This is a genomic window from Streptomyces sp. NBC_00443, from assembly GCF_036014175.1.
Lineage (GTDB): Bacteria > Actinomycetota > Actinomycetes > Streptomycetales > Streptomycetaceae > Streptomyces.
In genome coordinates this window covers 7,780,783-7,798,587 of the sequence record NZ_CP107917.1, presented here as the reverse complement: position 1 = coordinate 7,798,587, position 17,805 = coordinate 7,780,783, and the positions used below count along the sequence as shown (strand labels likewise).

16 protein-coding genes, 2 pseudogenes and 1 riboswitch are annotated in these 17,805 nt (G+C 71.2%); of the genes and pseudogenes, 8 read left to right on the top strand and 10 right to left on the bottom strand.

Going from position 1 to position 17,805, the window contains the following annotated elements; genetic code table 11:
- Positions 1-188 precede the first annotated feature (188 nt).
- The 7 genes from OHO27_RS35520 to OHO27_RS35490 are packed head-to-tail and all read right to left on the bottom strand — an operon-like array spanning position 189 to position 5,050.
- Positions 189-647, bottom strand: a complete 459-nt coding sequence (locus tag OHO27_RS35520; protein WP_328429039.1) for a PH domain-containing protein — start codon at positions 645-647, stop codon at positions 189-191.
- 19 nt (positions 648-666) lie between these two features.
- The gene (gene hisG, locus OHO27_RS35515) at positions 667-1,515 is read right to left on the bottom strand and encodes an ATP phosphoribosyltransferase (protein ID WP_328429038.1); all 849 of its coding nucleotides are present in this window, start codon (positions 1,513-1,515) and stop codon (positions 667-669) included.
- Positions 1,516-1,558: 43 nt separating this feature from the next.
- The gene (locus OHO27_RS35510) at positions 1,559-1,831 is read right to left on the bottom strand and encodes a phosphoribosyl-ATP diphosphatase (RefSeq protein WP_030946750.1); all 273 of its coding nucleotides are present in this window, start codon (positions 1,829-1,831) and stop codon (positions 1,559-1,561) included.
- A 34-nt stretch (positions 1,832-1,865) separates the two neighbouring features.
- A complete protein-coding gene (ribH, locus tag OHO27_RS35505) occupies positions 1,866-2,351 on the bottom strand; it encodes a 6,7-dimethyl-8-ribityllumazine synthase (protein WP_328429037.1) in 486 nt (161 codons plus the stop codon).
- 25 nt (positions 2,352-2,376) lie between these two features.
- The gene (locus OHO27_RS35500) at positions 2,377-3,753 is read right to left on the bottom strand and encodes a bifunctional 3,4-dihydroxy-2-butanone-4-phosphate synthase/GTP cyclohydrolase II (protein WP_328429036.1); all 1,377 of its coding nucleotides are present in this window, start codon (positions 3,751-3,753) and stop codon (positions 2,377-2,379) included.
- A complete protein-coding gene (locus OHO27_RS35495; RefSeq protein ID WP_328429035.1) occupies positions 3,750-4,391 on the bottom strand; it encodes a nicotinamide mononucleotide transporter family protein in 642 nt (213 codons plus the stop codon). Before OHO27_RS35495 ends, OHO27_RS35500 begins: the two co-directional genes overlap by 4 nt.
- Positions 4,388-5,050 (bottom strand): riboflavin synthase, encoded by a 663-nt coding sequence (locus tag OHO27_RS35490; RefSeq protein WP_328429034.1) that lies wholly within the window; start codon positions 5,048-5,050, stop codon positions 4,388-4,390. Before OHO27_RS35490 ends, OHO27_RS35495 begins: the two co-directional genes overlap by 4 nt.
- A 146-nt stretch (positions 5,051-5,196) precedes the next feature.
- A riboswitch (FMN riboswitch) is annotated at positions 5,197-5,327 on the bottom strand.
- A 215-nt stretch (positions 5,328-5,542) separates the two neighbouring features.
- On the opposite strand from OHO27_RS35490, the gene OHO27_RS43255 reads away from it, so the two are divergent.
- The 4 genes and pseudogenes from OHO27_RS43255 (at position 5,543) to OHO27_RS35475 (ending at position 8,561) form a co-directional block, all read left to right on the top strand.
- On the top strand, positions 5,543-5,899 hold the full coding sequence (locus OHO27_RS43255) for a hypothetical protein (RefSeq protein ID WP_443059653.1): 357 nt from the start codon (positions 5,543-5,545) through the stop codon (positions 5,897-5,899).
- Positions 5,863-6,708: pseudogene (locus OHO27_RS35485) on the top strand (chitinase C-terminal domain-containing protein); the annotation flags it as partial. The gene OHO27_RS43255 and the pseudogene OHO27_RS35485, both read left to right, overlap by 37 nt.
- Positions 6,709-6,803: 95 nt before the next feature.
- Positions 6,804-7,691 carry an RNA polymerase sigma-70 factor gene (locus OHO27_RS35480; protein WP_328429033.1) on the top strand — a complete coding sequence of 296 codons (888 nt, stop codon included), beginning with the start codon at positions 6,804-6,806 and terminating at the stop codon, positions 7,689-7,691.
- Positions 7,692-7,805: 114 nt separating this feature from the next.
- Positions 7,806-8,561, top strand: a complete 756-nt coding sequence (locus OHO27_RS35475; RefSeq protein WP_328429032.1) for an SDR family oxidoreductase — start codon at positions 7,806-7,808, stop codon at positions 8,559-8,561.
- A gap of 427 nt (positions 8,562-8,988) precedes the next feature.
- On the opposite strand, the pseudogene OHO27_RS35470 reads toward OHO27_RS35475, so the two are convergent.
- A pseudogene (locus OHO27_RS35470) lies at positions 8,989-10,190 on the bottom strand (ROK family transcriptional regulator).
- A gap of 146 nt (positions 10,191-10,336) precedes the next feature.
- Between OHO27_RS35470 and OHO27_RS35465 the strand changes: the two are divergent.
- Together OHO27_RS35465 and OHO27_RS35460 are read left to right on the top strand one after the other, a co-directional pair.
- Entirely contained in the window at positions 10,337-11,560 is a 1,224-nt protein-coding gene (locus OHO27_RS35465; protein WP_328429031.1) for an MFS transporter, read from the top strand.
- Between the two features lie 110 nt (positions 11,561-11,670).
- On the top strand, positions 11,671-13,080 hold the full coding sequence (locus OHO27_RS35460; RefSeq protein WP_328429030.1) for a uracil-xanthine permease family protein: 1,410 nt from the start codon (positions 11,671-11,673) through the stop codon (positions 13,078-13,080).
- Here OHO27_RS35460 and OHO27_RS35455 read toward each other — a convergent pair.
- Positions 13,062-14,201 carry a glycoside hydrolase family 6 protein gene (locus OHO27_RS35455; RefSeq protein WP_328430647.1) on the bottom strand — a complete coding sequence of 380 codons (1,140 nt, stop codon included), beginning with the start codon at positions 14,199-14,201 and terminating at the stop codon, positions 13,062-13,064. The genes OHO27_RS35460 and OHO27_RS35455 overlap by 19 nt on opposite strands.
- Before the next feature lie 171 nt (positions 14,202-14,372).
- Here OHO27_RS35455 and OHO27_RS35450 point away from each other — a divergent pair, with 171 nt between their 5' ends.
- Positions 14,373-15,059, top strand: a complete 687-nt coding sequence (locus OHO27_RS35450) for a DUF5995 family protein (protein ID WP_328429029.1) — start codon at positions 14,373-14,375, stop codon at positions 15,057-15,059.
- Between the two features lie 80 nt (positions 15,060-15,139).
- On the top strand, positions 15,140-16,069 hold the full coding sequence (locus OHO27_RS35445) for an LLM class F420-dependent oxidoreductase (RefSeq protein ID WP_328429028.1): 930 nt from the start codon (positions 15,140-15,142) through the stop codon (positions 16,067-16,069).
- Here OHO27_RS35445 and OHO27_RS35440 read toward each other — a convergent pair.
- Positions 16,066-17,766 carry a flavin monoamine oxidase family protein gene (locus OHO27_RS35440; RefSeq protein ID WP_328429027.1) on the bottom strand — a complete coding sequence of 567 codons (1,701 nt, stop codon included), beginning with the start codon at positions 17,764-17,766 and terminating at the stop codon, positions 16,066-16,068. The two genes, OHO27_RS35445 and OHO27_RS35440, sit on opposite strands and share 4 nt — an antisense overlap.
- Between the last annotated feature and the right edge of the window lie 39 nt (positions 17,767-17,805).

Genomic DNA, 17,805 nt, shown 5'->3' with positions numbered 1-17,805 from the left:
GCGCAGGTACTACAGGACGATCCGTCCATCGCTGGAGGGAATCACTCCTCGGGTAGCAGGGACCTCTGAAGGCCGGTTGGACCATCAAAGGCGGAGGCGTCACAAAAACGCCTCCGCCAACAGATTAATCAAGACATCGCGATTTACGGCAGGGTGAATGCCCCCGAGTCAGCCCCTTGGGGTCTGCCTCAGCCCTGATGCTCCTCGGTGTCCCTGATGGAGCGGGCCTCGGCGAGCGCCCGCAGGGTGCGTGCGTCGGCGATGGCGCGCTGCTTGGCGATGCCCGGCTGGATGCCGAGCGCGGGCAGGCTGGTGCCGTCGCTGAGGTTGAGGAACACCCAGGGGTCGCCGGGTCGCAGGTTCACCTGGACGATCTCGGCCCACTCCAGGCGGCGCCTGGTGGCGATGTTCACCACGGTGACACCGGACTCGTCGGCGACGACCTTCACGCGCGCCAGCATGGCCAGCACGCCGAACATCAGCGCGCCGGTGAAGACGAAGCTGAGCCGCTCCCCCGGGCCGAGCTTCTCCAGCAGCAGCGCGACCGCCGTGATGACGACGAAGATCGCGGTGCCGGCGGTGAGCAGGACGGCCCGGGTGCGACCCGGCCGGAACGTGACGGGCAGGGTGGGAAGTTCGGAAGACATCGGTGCAGGGCCCCTCGGCTCAGAGGCGGCAGGCGTGGATGGCCGTCGTCAGGATGGCCCGCGCCCCGATGTCGTACAAGTCGTCCATGATCCGCTGGGCCTCCTTGGCCGGGACCATCGCCCGGACGGCGACCCAGCCCTCGTTGTGCAGCGGAGACACGGTCGGCGACTCCAGGCCCGGCGTGAGGGCGACGGCCTTCTCGAGCTGCTCGACGCGGCAGTCGTAATCCATCATCACGTACGTCCGCGCTACCAGGACGCCCTGCAGGCGGCGCAGGAACTGCTGCACCTTGGACTCCTCGGCGTCCGCGCCGGTGCGGCGGATGACGACGGCCTCGGACTTCATGATGGGCTCGCCGAAGACCTCCAGGCCCGCGTTGCGCAGGGAGGTGCCGGTCTCGACGACGTCGGCGATGACCTCGGCGACACCGAGTTCGATGGCGGTCTCGACAGCGCCGTCGAGGTGGACGACGGAGGCGTCGATGCCCTGCTCGGCCAGGTGGCCGGCGACGATGCCCTCGTACGAGGTGGCGACCGTCCTGCCCTTGAGGTCCTCGATGCCGTCGGCCGTGCCCGGCTTGGCGGCGAAGCGGAAGGTGGAGCGGGCGAAGCCGAGCGGCAGGATCTCCTCGGCGTCCGCGTCGGAGTCGATCAGCAGGTCGCGGCCGGTGATGCCGATGTCGAGCTTGCCGGAGGACACGTAGATCGCGATGTCCCGCGGGCGCAGGTAGAAGAACTCGACCTCGTTCACCGGGTCGACGATCCGCAGTTCCTTGGACTCGCGGCGCTGCTGGTAGCCGGCCTCATGCAGCATCTCCGCCGCAGGTCCGGACAGGGAACCCTTGTTGGGGACGGCGATGCGCAGCATGAGGTCGGCTTCCTTCGTTCGCTCTTGCGGTGTGCGGGGGTGCTCAGAGGTGGGCGTAGACGTCGTCCAGCGAGATGCCGCGGGCGACCATCATCACCTGGACGTGGTACAGCAGCTGCGAGATCTCCTCGGCTGCCGCTTCCTTGCCCTCGTACTCGGCGGCCATCCAGACCTCGGCGGCCTCTTCGACGACCTTCTTGCCGATGGCATGGACGCCCTTGCCGACCAGCTCGGCGGTGCGGGAAGTGGCGGGGTCGCCGTGGGCGGCCTTGTGCTGGAGCTCGGTGAAGAGCTCCTCGAACGTCTTATTGGACATGGTGACGCTCAGCCTATGCCACATGCGCCTTTCGTCAGTGCCAGGGTTCAGATACTGAGCGGAGGGTCGCCGCCGTCGCCACGGCCGCCGTCACCGCCTCGTGTCCCTTGTCCTCGTTGGAGCCCTCGATGCCCGCACGGTCCAGGGCCTGTTCCTCGGTGTCGCAGGTCAGCACGCCGAAGCCGATCGGGACGCCGGTCTCGACGGACACCTGCGTCAGGCCCTGGGTCACGCCCTGGCACACGTACTCGAAGTGGGGGGTGCCGCCGCGGATGACGACGCCGAGGGCGACGATCGCGTCGTAGCCGCGGCCCGCGAGGACCTTGGCGACCACCGGGAGTTCCCAGCTGCCGGGGACCCTCAGCAGGGTCGGCTCGTCGATGCCCAGGTCGTGCAGGGCGCGCAGGGCGCCGTCCACCAGACCGTCCATCACCTTCTCGTGCCACTGCGCCGCGATGACCGCGACGCGCAGGTCGCCCACATTGCGTACGGACAGTTCGGGTGCGCCCTTGCCGCTCACGTTCTCAAGTCTCCTCGGTGTGCTCTTACTGGTTGGTGCAGGTGGTCAGGGGGTCCACGGGTGCCGGGTCCAGCCAGGGCAGGTCGTGCCCCATCCGGTCGCGCTTGGTGCGCAGGTACGTCAGGTTGTGCTCGCCCGCCTGTACGGGCATCGGCTCCCGCTCGGCGACCTTGAGGCCGTGGCCGAGGAGCGCGTCGGACTTGTCGGGGTTGTTGGTCAGCAGGCGCACGCTGCGCACGCCGAGGTCGGCCAGGATCTGCGCGCCGGCTCCGTAGTCGCGGGCGTCGGCGGGCAGGCCGAGTTCGAGGTTGGCGTCGAGGGTGTCGCGGCCGCGCTCCTGGAGTTCGTAGGCGCGCAGCTTGGACATCAGGCCGATGCCCCGGCCCTCGTGTCCGCGCAGGTAGACGACGATGCCCCGGCCCTCTACCTGGATACGCTCCAGGGCCGCCTCCAGCTGGGGGCCGCAGTCGCAGCGCAGGGAGTGGAAGACGTCGCCGGTGAGGCATTCGGAATGGACGCGGACGACGACGTCCTCGCCGTCGCCGATCTCGCCGTGGACGAGGGCGACGTGCTCGACGCCGTCGACGGTGGAGCGGTAGCCGTACGCCGTGAAGGTGCCGTGGGCGGTGGGCAGGTGGACCTCGGCCTCGCGGCGGACGGTGGGCTCGGCCGGAACCGGCCGCTCGGAGCGGGTCGGCCGCTGCTCGGCCCGGGCCGGCGCGTGCTCGGCCGGCTTCGGCAGCTCGGCGCCACGGAGGTGGGCGATGAGGTCCTCGATGGAGATGATCGTCAGGCCGTGCTTGCGGGCGAACGGGATCAGCTCGGGCAGCCGCAGCATCTCGCCGTCCTCGCCGGCGATCTCGACGATGGCGCCGGCCGGGCGCAACCCCGCGAGCCGGGCGAGGTCGACGGCGGCCTCGGTGTGGCCGTTGCGGACGAGGACGCCGCCGGGCCTGGCACGCAGCGGGAAGATGTGGCCGGGGCGGACGAGGTCCGACGGCTCCGCCTTGCCGCTCGCGAGCAGCTGCAGCGTGGTCGACCGGTCGGAGGCCGAGATGCCCGTGGTCACGCCGTGCGCGCCAGAGGCGTCCACGGAGACCGTGAACGCGGTCTTCATCGACTCGGTGTTGTCCTCGACCATCTGCGGCAGCCCCAGCCGGTCCAGCTCCTCGGGCTCCATGGGGGCGCAGATCAGGCCGCGGCACTCGCTCATCATGAAGGCGACGATCTCGGGGGTCGCGTACTCGGCGGCGATGACGAGGTCGCCCTCGTTCTCCCGGTCCTCGTCGTCGACGACCACGACCGGGCGGCCGGCCGCGATGTCGGCGATGGCCTGCTCGACGCGGTCGAGCGTGAGGTCCTCGATGTCCTCGGTGCGGTACAGGGTCGGTGCCGTGGTCATGCCGGCGCTCCTTCCATGACGGGCCGCGCGTCCGTGCGGGAGCGCAGCCACCAGTCGCGCATGCCCCACAGGACGAGTGCGCCGTAGATGACGTAGACGAAGCCGGAGAAGGCGTAGCCGTTGGCGAAGTTCAGGGGCACGCCGACCAGGTCGACGAGCAGCCAGGCGAACCAGAACTCGACCATGCCGCGCGCCTGCGCGTACATGGCGACGATGGTGCCGACGAATATGTAGGCGTCGGGCCAGGGGTCCCAGGACAGGGTCGGGTACGCCTTGAAGAGCAGCGCCACGGCGACGGTGCCGGCGGCGGCCGCGGCGACCATCGCCCCGCGCTCGCGCCAGGTGGCGAACCGTACGGCGATGTGGCCGTCCTCGCCCTGCCCCTTGCCGCGCTGCCACTGCCACCAGCCGAACAGGGCGACGAGCATGACGACGGCCTGCTTGCCGGCGCTGCCGGTGAGGTGGCCGTAGAAGGCGCCGAAGAGGATCAGGCCGGCCAGGAACTGCACGGGCCAGGTCCAGATGGAGCGCCGCCAGCCGAGGGCGAGGGCGGCCAGACCGAAGAGGTTGCCGACCATGTCCGACCAGAGGATGTGCTGGCCGAAGAGGGCGAAGGCCTCGGAGTTCAGCGAGTTCACTGAGCCGTCGCCCCTTCGGAGGAGACCCGGTCGGCGGAGACCCGCTCGGGGGAGACCCGCTCGGAGGAGACCCGATCGCCCAGCATCCGCTCGACGTACTTGGCGATCACGTCGACCTCGAGGTTGACCGGGTCGCCGGGCTGCTTGAGGCCGAGCGTGGTCAGGTCGAGGGTGGTGGGGATGAGGCTGACGGTGAAGTAGTCGGGTCCGGCGTCGACGACGGTGAGGCTGATGCCGTCGACGGTGATGGAGCCCTTCTCGACGACGTACCGGGAGAGCTCGGCGGGGAGCGAGATCTTCACGATCTCCCAGTTCTCGGAGGGCTTGCGGTCCAGCACCTCGGCGGTGCCGTCGACGTGGCCCTGCACGATGTGGCCGCCGAGGCGGGATCCCACGGCGGTAGGGCGTTCGAGGTTGACGCGGGAGCCGACGGTGAGGACACCCAGGCTGGAGCGGTTGAGGGTCTCGGCCATGACGTCGGCGGTGAACTCGTCGTCCTCGTGGTCGACGACCGTGAGGCATACGCCGTTGACGGCGATGGAGTCGCCGTGCTTCGCGCCTTCGGTGACGACGGGGCCACGCAGTCGGAAGCGACAGGCGTCGTCGAGGGTTTCGACGGCCGTGACCTGGCCCAGCTCTTCGACGATTCCGGTGAACACTTCCCGGGTCCTCCTGCCACATCGGGGCACGGACTCCGGGGCTGTCGATGACGACAGAATGTACGAGCAGAGACACCGAGGGCGACGCCGGACAGGGCTCGCCTCAAGGACGAACCGGTACGGCGGCGCGCACGAATGCCCGCCCGCCGCGCACTGCCTCCCATCCGGACTTTAACCGTCGGTCCAGGAATTTCACCTGGTCAACCGGCCGCTGGAGGCGACCGGGTCGCGGACTGTAACCGCCGGTTCGGACTTTCACCGACCCCGGAGTGCGCTGCTACTGGTACAGAGCCAGTGTGCCACGCCTGATCGGCGTCCATACAGGCGAACTCTGTGGGGTGGCTCACAGGCTGCTTGGCTGGACTTCTCCGTCCGGAGGCGGCGCCGGGATTCAGCCTTACTCACGGACCCGTCACCTATTGGTCCATACCTATTGACTGACTGGTCTAGTCCTCTCTAGGGTCTGCGCAACTTCCGTGGAGAGGAACCGACTTGCTGTCCCTTTCACGCAACCGGACGAGACCCGCCCTGCTCGCCGCCGTCGGCACGGTCGCCGGCCTGGCTCTCGCCGGACTCCCGGCGACCGTCTCGCACGCCGCCGACAACGACTCCTGCCGCCCCGACGGCCTCTACCGGACGCCCGGCGTCGACGTCCCGTACTGCTCGGTCTACGACACGGCCGGCCGGGAGAAGATGGGCGCCGACCACCAGCGCGGGGTGATCGGCTACTTCACCGGCTGGCGCACCGGCAGGGACGGCACACCCGCCTATCTCGCCTCCGACATCCCGTGGGACAAGGTCACCCACCTCACAAGGCCGTCCTGTCCACCGAGGACGAGCAGTCGGTGAACGCCAAGGCTGACTACGTCGTCGACCATGGCATCGGCGGCACGATGGTGTGGGAGCTGGCCGGGGACTACGGCTGGAACGCGGGCAAGGGCCAGTACGAGCCGGGGCCGGCCCTGACCTCCGCGATGTACGAGAAGTTCAAGTCGGCCTCCCCGTACGGCGCGAAGCGGTCGACGATCGACCTTCCGGCCGAGGCGCTGGACATCGACGTCGACTTCGGGCAGTTCCCGCTCGGTGACTCCAACTACCCCATCAGCCCCAAGCTGAGGATCACCAACAACTCGACGGCGCCGCTGCCCGGCGGTACGGAGTTCCAGTTCGACTACGGCACCTCGGCGCCCGCGAACGCCAAGGACCAGTCGGGCTGGGGGACTTCGGTGATCCGCAGTGACCACACGGGGAGCAACGTCGGCGGGCTGAAGGGCGACCACCACCGGGTCTCGCTGAAGCTGCCTGGCTGGCAGACGCTGGCGCCGGGAGCATCGGCGGAGCTGGACTTCGTGTTCTACCTGCCGGTGTCCACACCGTCGAACTGGACGGTGACCTTCGGCGGGAAGACCTACGCGCTGGCCGGGGACCTGGCACGCGGGACGACCGTCGTGCAGCCGGGGCCGGGAACCCCGTCCCCCACTCCGACCTCTTCCGGTGGAGAGTGCACGGGCCCCGTCTGGAACGCCACATCGGAGTACGGCGGAGGCAGCACGGTGTCCCACAAGGGGCACTCGTGGAAGGCCAAGTGGTGGACCAAGGGCGAGGAGCCCGGCACCACCGGTGACTGGGGTGTGTGGCAGGACCTCGGAGTCTGCTGACCCCGCGCAGACGGCCCGGCGGCGGTGACGACGGCCCTTGCCCGCCGCCGGGTCTCCCAACGAGTGCCGCCGGAGGCTCTGGCAGGGTAAGGGGCATGACGACCGCCACCGCCGACGAGTTCGAGACCCACCGCCCCCGGCTGTTCGGCCTGGCCTATCGCATCCTGGGCTCCGCCGACGAGGCCGAGGACACCGTCCAGGACGCGTACCTGCGCTTCAGCGGTGCCGACCGCGATGTGATCGAGTATCCGGGGGCCTGGCTCGCCAAGGTCGTCACGAACCTCTGTCTCACCCGGCTGACCTCGGCGAGGGCCCAGCGCGAGCAGTACGTCGGACCCTGGCTGCCCGAGCCGGTGGTCACCTCGGACGGCACGCTCGGGCCCCTGGAGTCCGCCGAGCAGCGGGACGCCGTGTCCATGGCGATGCTGGTGCTGCTGGAGCGGCTCACCCCGACCGAGCGGGCCGTGTACGTGCTGCGCGAGGCGTTCGCATACGGCCACCGGGAGATCGCCGAGGCGCTTGAGCTGACCGAGGCCAACTGCCGGCAGCTGTACCAGCGGGCGGTGCAGCGGGTGGGTGAGGAGCGGTCGCGGTTCGAGTCGACTCCCGAGCGGCAGGAGGAACTGGTCAGGTCGTTCCTCACAGCGGCCCGCGACGGGGACCTCGGTGGACTGGAGAAGCTCCTCGCGGCCGATGTCGTCTGGTCGAGCGACGGCGGCGGCAAGGTCTCGGCGGCCCGGCGGCCGATCGAGGGCCGGGACAAGGTGTTCCGCTTCCTGGCGGGTGCGACGCGGACGTTTCTGGCCGGCGTGGACTTCACAGCGGTCGAGATCAACGGCTCGACCGCGCTGGCCGTCTGGGAGGGCGACACGCTGCTCACGGTGGTGGCCTTCGAGCTGCGGGACGGGCTGATCGCGCACGCGTGGGCCATGGTGAACCCGGACAAGCTGGACTTCGTACGCCGTCAGCTGGCGCGGGCGTAGCAGGGTCGCCTCAGGGGCACGTCCGGTGCTGTCACATTTCAGGCGGGGTACTCGGTCCCAGCTGACGAGGGGCGTTCCACCCGGGAACGCCCGGCGTCCGGAGGGACCAACAGCATGACCACGATCCTGGTGACCGGCGGTACCGGAACACTCGGCCGGCTCGTCAGCGAACGGCTGCGCGCCGACGGGCACGACGTGCGGGTGCTCAGCAGGCACGCCCAGCCGTACGCCGTCGATCTTCGCAAGGGCGGCCCCGGCCTGGACGTGGCGCTGGAGGGCGTGGACACGGTCGTGCACTGCGCGAGCTCGCCGGGCGGCGGCGACGAGAAGGCGGCGGCGCATCTGATCGCGGCGGCACGCAGGGCCGGGGTGGGGCACCTGGTCTACATCTCGATCGTGGGCGTCGACCGGGTGCCGTACGGCTACTACAAGTCCAAGCTCGCCGTGGAGAAGTTGATCGAGGAGTCGGGCCTCGACTGGACCGTGCTGCGCGCGACCCAGTTCCACGACCTGCTGGTGAGGGTGCTCGGCATGCTGTCGAAGCTGCCCGTCCTGCTGCTGCCGGCCCGCGTGAAGGACCAGCCCGTCGAGGTCGCGGAGGTCGCGGACCGCCTCGCCGAACTGGCCATCGCCGCCCCGGCCGGGCGGGTCGAGGACATGGGCGGCCCCGAGGTGCGGACCTTCGACTCACTGGCCCGGGCGTATCTGCAGGCCACGGGCCGGAAGCGGGCGGTGGTGAGCCTGCCGCTGCGGGGCAAGGGGTACGAGGGGTTCCGCTCGGGCGGCCATCTGGCGCCGGGGCATGCGGTGGGGAAGGGGACGTTCGAGGAGTATCTGGGGCGGCGGTTCGGGGGCGGGCGGGGGCTCTGAGCGCGGCTCGCCTGGCCTGGCGGGCGCCTGACCTGGGCTTCAGCAAGGTGGATTCGGATGCACCGGTACGTCGGGGCGACGCTGCCGGGGAGGGGCCTCGCGTCCGGCGGGAGTGAGCCCGGGGCGGCGGAGGGCCTGATGACCGTCCCGGAGGGGGCAGCGCGTGCTGATCGGCGATCCGGCGAGGGCCGGCCCTGACCGGCGATTTGGAGGGGGCCGGGCCCCATCGGCGATCCGAAGGAGGCCGGCCCCGATCGGCGATTTGGAGGAGGCCGGGCCCCATCAGCGATCCGAAGGAGGCCGACGCAGATCGGTGCGGCCTCGGTGCTGCCCCGACCGTCGGCGGCGCGGGGCGGCGGCCGTCGGCGAGGGCTGGAAGGGCCGACACCTGGAACGGCCCCGTACAGCCCCGTACAGCCCCGGCAGGTCAGCGCTCCGGCGGTGCGAACAGGTCGTCCTGGGCGGCGCCCCGCGCCGTGAGCAGCGCTCCGCGCAGGACCGCGCCGCCGCCCAGGCTGCTGGGTCGCACCAGCGTGGCCAGGGGCGACATCCTCCGGACCCGCTCCTCCACCCGCCCGGCGAGCGACTCTCCCCGGCCTGCCCGACCTCCCCGCCGAGGACCACACAGCCGGGGTCGAGGATCGCGACGACGGAGGCCACGCCGAGGGCGAGGCGGTCGGCCAGGGCGTCGAGGAAGCGGTCGGAACTGCCGGAAGCGTGCCCGCCGACCGGTGCCACCGCTGCCCTCACCACCCCCGCCGCCGCAGGCTCGTGCACGGATGCCCCCTCGGCGCTCACCCCGTACGCCCCCGCCAGCTCCACGATCGCCGCCGACCCCGCCAGTGAGTGGAAGCCGCCCTCGCAGTCCACCGCCGACGGCGGCCCCGGCGTCCCCGGTACCGGCAGGAACCCGATCTCGCCGGTGCCGCCGGAGGCGCCGCGGCGCAGCGCGCCGTCAAGGACCACGGCCGCGCCGGTGCCGTGACCGAGCCACAGCAGGACGAAGGTGTCCCGGTCCCGGGCCACTCCGTCGCGCTGTTCCGCGAGGGCGGCGAGGTTGGTCTCGTTCTCGACGCTGACGCGCGCTTCGGGGAGCCGTTCCTGGAGGGCTGCCACCAGGCGGCGGTGCCATTCGGGCAGGCCCGTGGAGTCACGCAGCTCACCGGTCGCCGGGTCGATCAGGCCCGGGGCGCCTATCCCGACCGTATGGAGCCGGTCCGCGCCCGCCTCCTTGGCGACCCGCTCCACCAGCGCCACGGCCTGCTCCACCGCGGGCCCGGTCCCCATGTCGCCGCCGATCGGCACCGACGCCTCGGCGAGCACGGCCCCGACCAGGTCGCAGACGACGACGGAGACGCCCTCGGTACGCACGTCCAGCGCCGCCAGATGGGCGCGGTCGGCGACGATGCCGTACAGCTTGGCGTTCGGCCCGCGCCGCTGTTCCCCGGCCTCGCCGACCACCGCGATCAGGCCGGCGTCGGTGAGGCGCTCGACGAGGTCGGCGACGGTCGGCCGGGACAGTCCGGTCAGCTGCTTCAACTGCCCTGCCGTCAACGGGCCGCCCTGCTGGAGCAGTCGCAGGGCGAGCCGGTCGTTGATGGCCCGGGCGGTGCTCGGGGATGCGGGCATGCCGGGATCCTTCCAGATCGGCGAGGTGCGCAGTGGGCGGCCGTCCCGGGCCTGCGTGGGCCCGGCAATTCTCTATCTATCAGGCAGGGTTCCTGATAGTTTACGGCGGCGCACGGTACGAAGCGAGCACCGGGAGGGGCCGGACGATGGGCAAAGTGGTCTACGACCTGCGCGAGGTGAGGCGGGCCCGGTATGCCGTGGCGTCCGTCTTCGCCGTGCACGGCGCCGTCACCGGCTCGTTCGCGACGCGCGTGCCATGGATCCAGGACCATGCCGGCGTCAGTGCGGGCCAGTTGGGGCTGGCGCTCGCCTTCCCCGCGCTCGGCGCCTCCGTCGCGATGCCGGTGGCCGGCAGCATCAGCCACCGCTTCGGGGCCCGCAACGCCCTGCGCGGACTGATCGCCCTGTGGACGCTCGCGCTCACCCTGCCCTCCCTCGCCCCCAACCTGCTGACCCTGTGCCTGGCCCTGTTCACCTTCGGCGCCACGGCCGGCATGGCGGACGTGGCGATGAACGCGCTCGGCGTCGAGGTCGAGAACCGCCTCGGGCGGTCGATCATGTCCGGGCTGCACGGCATGTGGAGCGCGGGCGCCCTGATCGGCTCGGCGGCCGGCACGCTCGCGGCCCACCTGGGCTCGGACGCCCGGCTGCACCACGCGCTCGCCGCGGCGACCCTCACCTTCCTCGGCATCCTCGCCTGCCGGTGGGTGCTCGACCTGCAGCCCGCCGAGGACGAGGAGCCGCCGCCCCGGTTCGCGCTGCCGCCCCGCTCGGCGCTGCTCATCGGCGCGGTCGGGTTCTGCGCCGTCTTCGCGGAGGGCGCGAGCCTGGACTGGTCGGCGGTCTATCTGCGGGACCAGCTGGACACCTCGGCCGGTCTCGCGGCGGCGTGCACGACCGGTTTCACGCTGACCATGGCGCTGGCCCGGCTGGCCGGCGACAAGGTGGTGGACCGCTACGGCGCCGTGCGCACGGTCCGGTGCGGCGGCGTCCTGGCCACACTCGGCGGCCTGCTCATCGTCGTGTCGGACCGTCCGGCCCTGGCGATGGCCGGGTTCGCGCTGCTGGGTCTGGGCATCGCGGTGGTCGTGCCGCTGTGCTTCGCGGCGGCGGGCCGCAGCGGCAGCAACCCCTCGCTGGCCATCGCGGGCGTCGCCACGATCACGTACACCTCGGGTCTGGTCGCACCGAGCGCGATCGGCGGGATCGCCCAGGCCACCAGCCTGATGGTGTCCTTCTGCCTGGTCACCGTGCTGACCTCCGGACTGGTCGTGTTCGCGCGCGTCCTGCGCGCGGGGGACCGCGACCGCCCGAAGATCAGCCGCCCCGCAGCCGGCTCGGACGCGGCAGTTCCCGACCCGCGCCCCTGAACTCCCCGTTCGGGAGGAGTCTGCGCTGTTCAGCCCAGGGTCGGCGCCGCTCCTGACGTCCCTGACAATGGTCCGGTCACCCGCACGCACGACGAAAGCGAAACCGCACCATGGATCTCGGCGTCCGCTGGAAACTGCACGGCGACGGACGCACCCCGGCGCCGGGAGCGGTGGTCCGCCCCGACGAACGGCTCTCCTGGCCCCGTACCGCCGGGCTCGGCGCCCAGCATGTGGTGGCCATGTTCGGCGCGTCCTTCGTGGCGCCGGTGCTGATGGGTCTCGACCCCAACCTGGCGATCATGATGTCCGGCGTCGCGACGGTCATCTTCCTGCTCGCCACCCGCGGCCGGGTGCCCAGCTACCTCGGCTGCTCCCTCTCCTTCGTCGGCGTCGCCGCGGTCATCCGGGCCGACGGCGGTTCGAGCGCGACCGTGACCGGAGCGGTGCTGGTCGTCGGCGTCGTGCTGTTCCTCATCGGCCTCGCCGTGCAGCGCTTCGGTGCACGGATCATCCACGCCACGATGCCGCCGATCGTGACGGGGGCCGTCGTGATGCTGATCGGCTTCAACCTCGCCCCGGTGACGGCCTCGACGTACTGGCCGCAGGACCAGTGGACGGCGCTGCTGGTGATGCTGTTCACCGGTCTGGCGGTGGTCTGCCTGCGCGGTTTCTGGTCCCGGATCGCGATCTTCCTGGGCCTGGTCTTCGGCTACGGCATCTCCTGGGCCTTCGACCGGATCTTCGGCAGGATCCACTCGGCCGACGCGAGCGGCAAGGTCACCGAGCACTGGCGACTCGACCTGTCCGGCGTCGCCAAGGCCGACTGGATCGGCCTGCCCGATCTGCACGGCCCGTCCTTCCAGTGGTCGGCGATCCTGGTGGCACTGCCCGTCGTGATCGCCCTGGTCGCCGAGAACGCCGGGCACGTCAAGGCGGTCGGCGAGATGACCGGCGACAACCTGGACGACAAGCTGGGCACCGCGATCTCCGCGGACGGCGCCGCCTCGGTGCTCTCCACCGCGGTGGGCGGCCCGCCCAACACCACCTACTCCGAGAACATCGGCGTGATGGCCGCGACCCGCGTGTACTCGACCGCCGCCTACTGGGCCGCCGCCGGCTTCGCGCTGCTCTTCGGCGTCTGCCCCAAGTTCGGCGCGGTGGTGGCCGCGATCCCGGGCGGCGTCCTCGGCGGCATCACCGTCATCCTGTACGGCATGATCGGCCTGCTCGGCGCGCAGATCTGGATCAACGCCAAGGTGGACCTGCGCAATCCGCTGAACCTGGTGCCGGCCGCCGCGGGCATCATCATCGGCGTCGGCAACGTGACGCTGGAGTTCTCCGACACCTTCGAGCTGAGCGGCATCGCGCTGGGCACGCTGGTGGCCATCACCGGCTACCACGCGCTGCGGGCGTTCGCCCCGGCCCACCTCAAGACACAGCATCCGCTGCTCGACGAGGGCACGTCCTCCTACGACGAGGAGAGCGACACCGGCGAGGGGTCTCAGCGCGCCAAGTCATAGGCGTACGACGCGGTGAAGGTCCCGGGCCTGCCCTTGCAGCCGTCCGACTCCCCCGGCAGCTTCACCCACAGATAGGCGTCGATCCGCGCCTCGCCGGTGCTGAGCGTCGGCGCCCGGCCCAGCCTGCGGCCGGCAGGGTCGCACCACTCCCCGTCGGCCGGAGCTCCGGCGCCGTTGCGGCTGGTGTCGATGACGGCGCCCAGGCTCGCGGGGCCGTCGAGGGCGTCCAGGACCTGCCGGTCGTAGGCGATCTCGTCGGTCGTGGCGTGGAAGTTGGAGACGTTGCTGAAGATCCCGTCGGAGGACGCGGCCGAGGCGGCGCCGGCCTGCTTCAGCCACCCGGCCTGCTTGCCGGGCGGGTTCCAGCCGGAGTGCCCGGCGTCGTAGTAGACGCGCGCCCTGGGGTTCGCCGCCTTGAAGGCGCGGCCCGCGCGGGCCAGCGAGGCGAAGCGGTCGGCGCGTTCGCCGGCGGAGAGGCACTCGGACTGGGCGACGGAGTCGGGCTCCAGGATGACGATGACGTCGCCGGAGCCCAGTCCCGCGGCGAACCTGTCGATCCAGGCGTCGTAGGCGTCGAGGCCGGGCGCCCCGCCCTCGGAGTACCCGCCGCAGTCGCGGCCCGGGATCGCGTACGGCACGACCACCGGCACCCGCCCCAGCGCGGAGCCGCCCGAAGTGACCGCGCGGACCCGGGCGGTGATGGTGTCAGGCGTGAAGTCGGCGAACCACACCGCGGCCGGCTGGGCGGCGATCCGGGACGCGATGACGGCGTGGCGCGGGTCGCCGGCGTTGTCGCGGACCCAGTCGAGGACCTGGGAGTCGGGGTGGCGGTAGAGGCGGGCGGAGACCACGGCGGGCTGCTGCTTCCTCTCGGTCCTGGTCGGCGAGGGCGTGGGGCTCTGGGGGGTGGGCTTCTGCTTCGGTGTCGGTGAAGCGGACGTCGGCGAGGGCGACTTCGTGACCGACGGGGAGGACGAGGGCACGAGCGGCAGGCGCTCCAGGCTCGGCGAGCGGGTCACCTCCGGCGGCCCGGCCTGGTCGGAACGCCCTCTGTCGTCGAGCGCGGACATCATGCCGGTCACCGTGCCGACGGCGACCACGACCGAGGCCGCCACGACCATGGCATGGCGCCGGGCCGCCCTCCTGCGCTCGGACCTGCGTGCGGCCAGTCGCTGGGCACGTAAGCCTGACACGGTCCTGCTCCCCTCCGCCACAGCGAGCGCGTTCCCCGTTCTGGGGAAGCGCCGGGCCCGCCGACACTCCCGTCAGCCTAAAGCTGGGACTCTGCCCCCATGGCGCAATGCGAACAATTCACCACGCCCGTGGACGCGGTCATCTCCCGTATGCGCGCCCTCGAAGCGGCCCTGCCCGAACGAGACGGAGTCGCGATCTTCAACCGCGTCTACCTCGCCGTCACGGAGGCCGTCGACCGGCACATCGACGGCGGTCGGTTCACCGACGCGCGGGCCGCGATCACGCTGGACGTGCGGTTCGCGGAGCGGTATCTCGCGGCGGTGGACAGGGCCGAGCGGGAGGGGCGCCCACCCGCCTGCTGGCGGCCGCTGTTCCAGATGCGCCGGCATCCCGGCGTACGACCGCTGCAGTTCGCGCTCGCGGGCATCAATGCGCACATCGGCCACGATCTGGCGCTCGCCGTCGTGGACGCCTGTCGTAGCCTCGACTGCGAACCCGCCGAGCTGGAGGACGAGTTCGACCGGGTGGGTGATCTCCTCGTCTCGCTGGAGGAGCGCATCCGCGAAGAGCTGATGCCGGGTCCCGACCTGCTCCAGATCGCCGACCCGCTCACCCATCTGCTCGGCTCGTGGAGCCTGGACCGGGCCCGGGACGCAACATGGTCGGCGGCACGGGCGCTGTGGGCGCTGCGCCGGCTCCCGGACGTCGCCGGGGAGTTCACCGACCGGCTGGACGCGGCGGTGGGGTTCGCGGGACGCATGCTGCTCACGCCCTTGCCGGACTGACCGGTCTTCGAGTGGCAGTTCCCCGTGCTCGCAGTACTTTGGCCGGTGGGGGCCCGACGATCGTGAAGGAGTACCCGGTCATGGCCATCCGCCTCGGACTCGGTCTTCCCCAGCTCCGGCAGTACGACCTCGCCAAGGACGTGACGGACGTGGCGCGCACGGCCGAGCAGGTCGGCTACGACAGTCTGTGGGTCTACGAGCGACTGCTGGTCCCCGAGAACCCGACCCAGGGCCTGTACGGCGTCCCCGGCCTGCCCTGGCCGGACTGGTACCGCGGGATGGCCCATCCGCTGGTCACGCTGACGCTGGCCGCGGCGGTCACCGAACGGGTCCGGCTGGGCACGGGCATTGTGGTCGCGCCGCTGCACGGACCGTTCCAGCTGGCCAAGGCCCTGGCCACGCTGGACGCGGCGAGCGGTGGCCGGGTGGTGGCCGGCCTGGGCACGGGCTGGTCGACCGACGAGTTCGCCGCCGCGTCGGTGCGGCCGATCGAGGAGCGCGGCCGGGTGCTGGACGAGGTGATCGACGTCTGCCGGGCGGTGTGGGGCCCGGACCCGGTGTCCTACGAGGGCCGGATCACGAAGGTCGACGCGGCCGTGGTGGGCCCCAAGCCCGCGCGGCCGATCCCGATCCTCGTGGCCGCGGGAGGCGGGAAGGCTCTGACGCGGGTCGTGGACCACGGCGACGGCTGGATCCCGGTCGCCATGGACGTGCAGGGATATGCCGCAGCGTGGCAGCGGATCCAGGACATCGCCGCCGAGCGCGGACGCAATCTGCCGATCGAGCGGGTGCCACGGGTGAACGCCACGTACTCGGCCAAGGCTTACGCCGGTGACGACCGTCAGCCCTTCCAGGGCAGCGCCGACCAGATCGTGACGGACCTCGCGGCCTACGCCGAGGTCGGCGTGGACGAGGTCCTCCTCGACCTGCAGACCACTCCGCGCGACGCCCAGGAACTCAAGGACGTCGCCGCGGAGGTGTACGAGAAGGCGCGGGCGGCCGGGATCTAGTCCTCCGGCAGCTCGACCGGCGCGATCTCGTCGTAGACGTCGCCCGGGCCGGGGTTGGAGCCGTCGGTCGCCCCGCCGAAGTGGTGCATGACGCCCCAGGCCGCGTTCAGCGCGGTCTGGACGGCGCCCTCGGCCCAGCCGGCCGTCCAGGAGATGTCGTCGCCGGCGAGGAAGATGCCCCGCTTGTCCTCGGGCAGCCGGTCCTGCATGAAGTGCGTGAAGAGGCGGCGCTGGTAACGGTAGTGGCCCGGCAGGTTGGCCTTGAACGCGCCCATGAAGTAAGGCTCGTTCTCCCAGGAGACGGTCACCGGGTTGCCGATGATGTGCTTCCGGATGTCGACCTTCGGGTAGATCTCGCCGAGCGACTTCAGCATGACCTCCATCCGCTCGCTCGCGGACAGCGGCAGCCACTTCAGGCTGTCGTCGCACCAGGTGTAGGAGAGGCAGATGACGGCGGGCTTGTCCGGACCGTCGTCGAGCAGGTAGGTCCCGCGCGTCATGCGGTCCGTCAGCGTCATCGACATGACGTCCCGGCCGGTCTGCTCGTCCTTGTCCAGCCAGAACGGCCGGTCGACGGGCACGAAGAGCTTGCTGGACTCCATGTAGTGCGTGCGCTCGATCGCCGTCCAGTGGTCGATCGGGAAGAGCGAGTCGTCGCAGGCGATCTTCGACAGCAGCATCCAGGACTGGGCGGTGAAGATCGCCGCCCGGTACGTACGGATGTCGCCGTTCGCGTCCGTCACGGTGATGCGGTTGCCGGCGGTGCGGTGCAGCCGGGTCACGGCCGGGCGGGGCGCGCCGTTGTCGTGGAGCGTCGCGAGCGAGGTCCCGTAGGGCCAGTGGACGATCTTCTCCGGCTCGCGCTCCCACAGGCGCAGCGGCAGCTGCTGGGAGCCGCCGACGATGCCGCGGTGGTGGTCGTCGGCCTCGGTGTAGACGACCCGCAGGATCTCCAGGATGGAGTTCGGGAAGTCGGTGTCCCAGCCGCCGGTGCCGAAGCCGACCTGGCCGAAGATCTCGCGGTGCCGGAAGGACTTGAAGGCCTCGGAGTCGCAGAGGAAGCCGTAGAAGGTCTGGTTGTCGAGCTTCTCGACGAGCTGCGCCCAGATCTCGCGGATGCGCGGCACGTCCCGCTCGCGCATCGCGCGGTTCATGTCGGTGAAGTCGGCGCCCTCTTCGAGGCACTTGTTCCAGGCCGCGGCGACGTCCCGGTAGACCTGCGGGAGGTCCTCGACCGTCTCGGCGTAGTGCGACTCGCCCTTGAGGTCGACGACGGTCGACGGGGTGGCCTCGGCGAGCGGGTTCGGGAAGGGGCTGGTCTCCAGGCCCACGAGGTCGATGTAGTGCTGGAGGGCCGTGGAGGACGGCGGGAAGCGCATCGCGCCCATCTCGGCCGTGAGCCCCTCGGTGCCGGCGCCGTCGAAGCCGACGGTGCGCAGCCGGCCGCCGATCTCGTCGGCCTCGTACACGACCGGCTTGAGGCCCATCTTAATCAGCTCGTACGCGGCAACGATGCCGGACAGGCCGCCGCCGATGACCGCGACCTCGGTGCCGTGCTCGGTCGCGGGTATCTGGCCGAGCCCCGCCGGGTGGGCGAGGAAGTCGTCGTAGGCGTACGGGAAGTCCGGGCCGAACATGGTGATCGGCGGCTGCTGCTCGTCGGCGTGCTGGACGGCGTTGGGCACCGTGGACGTCATGGGGTACGGACTCCTTGCGACTGCGACTGCGAGGGGGAA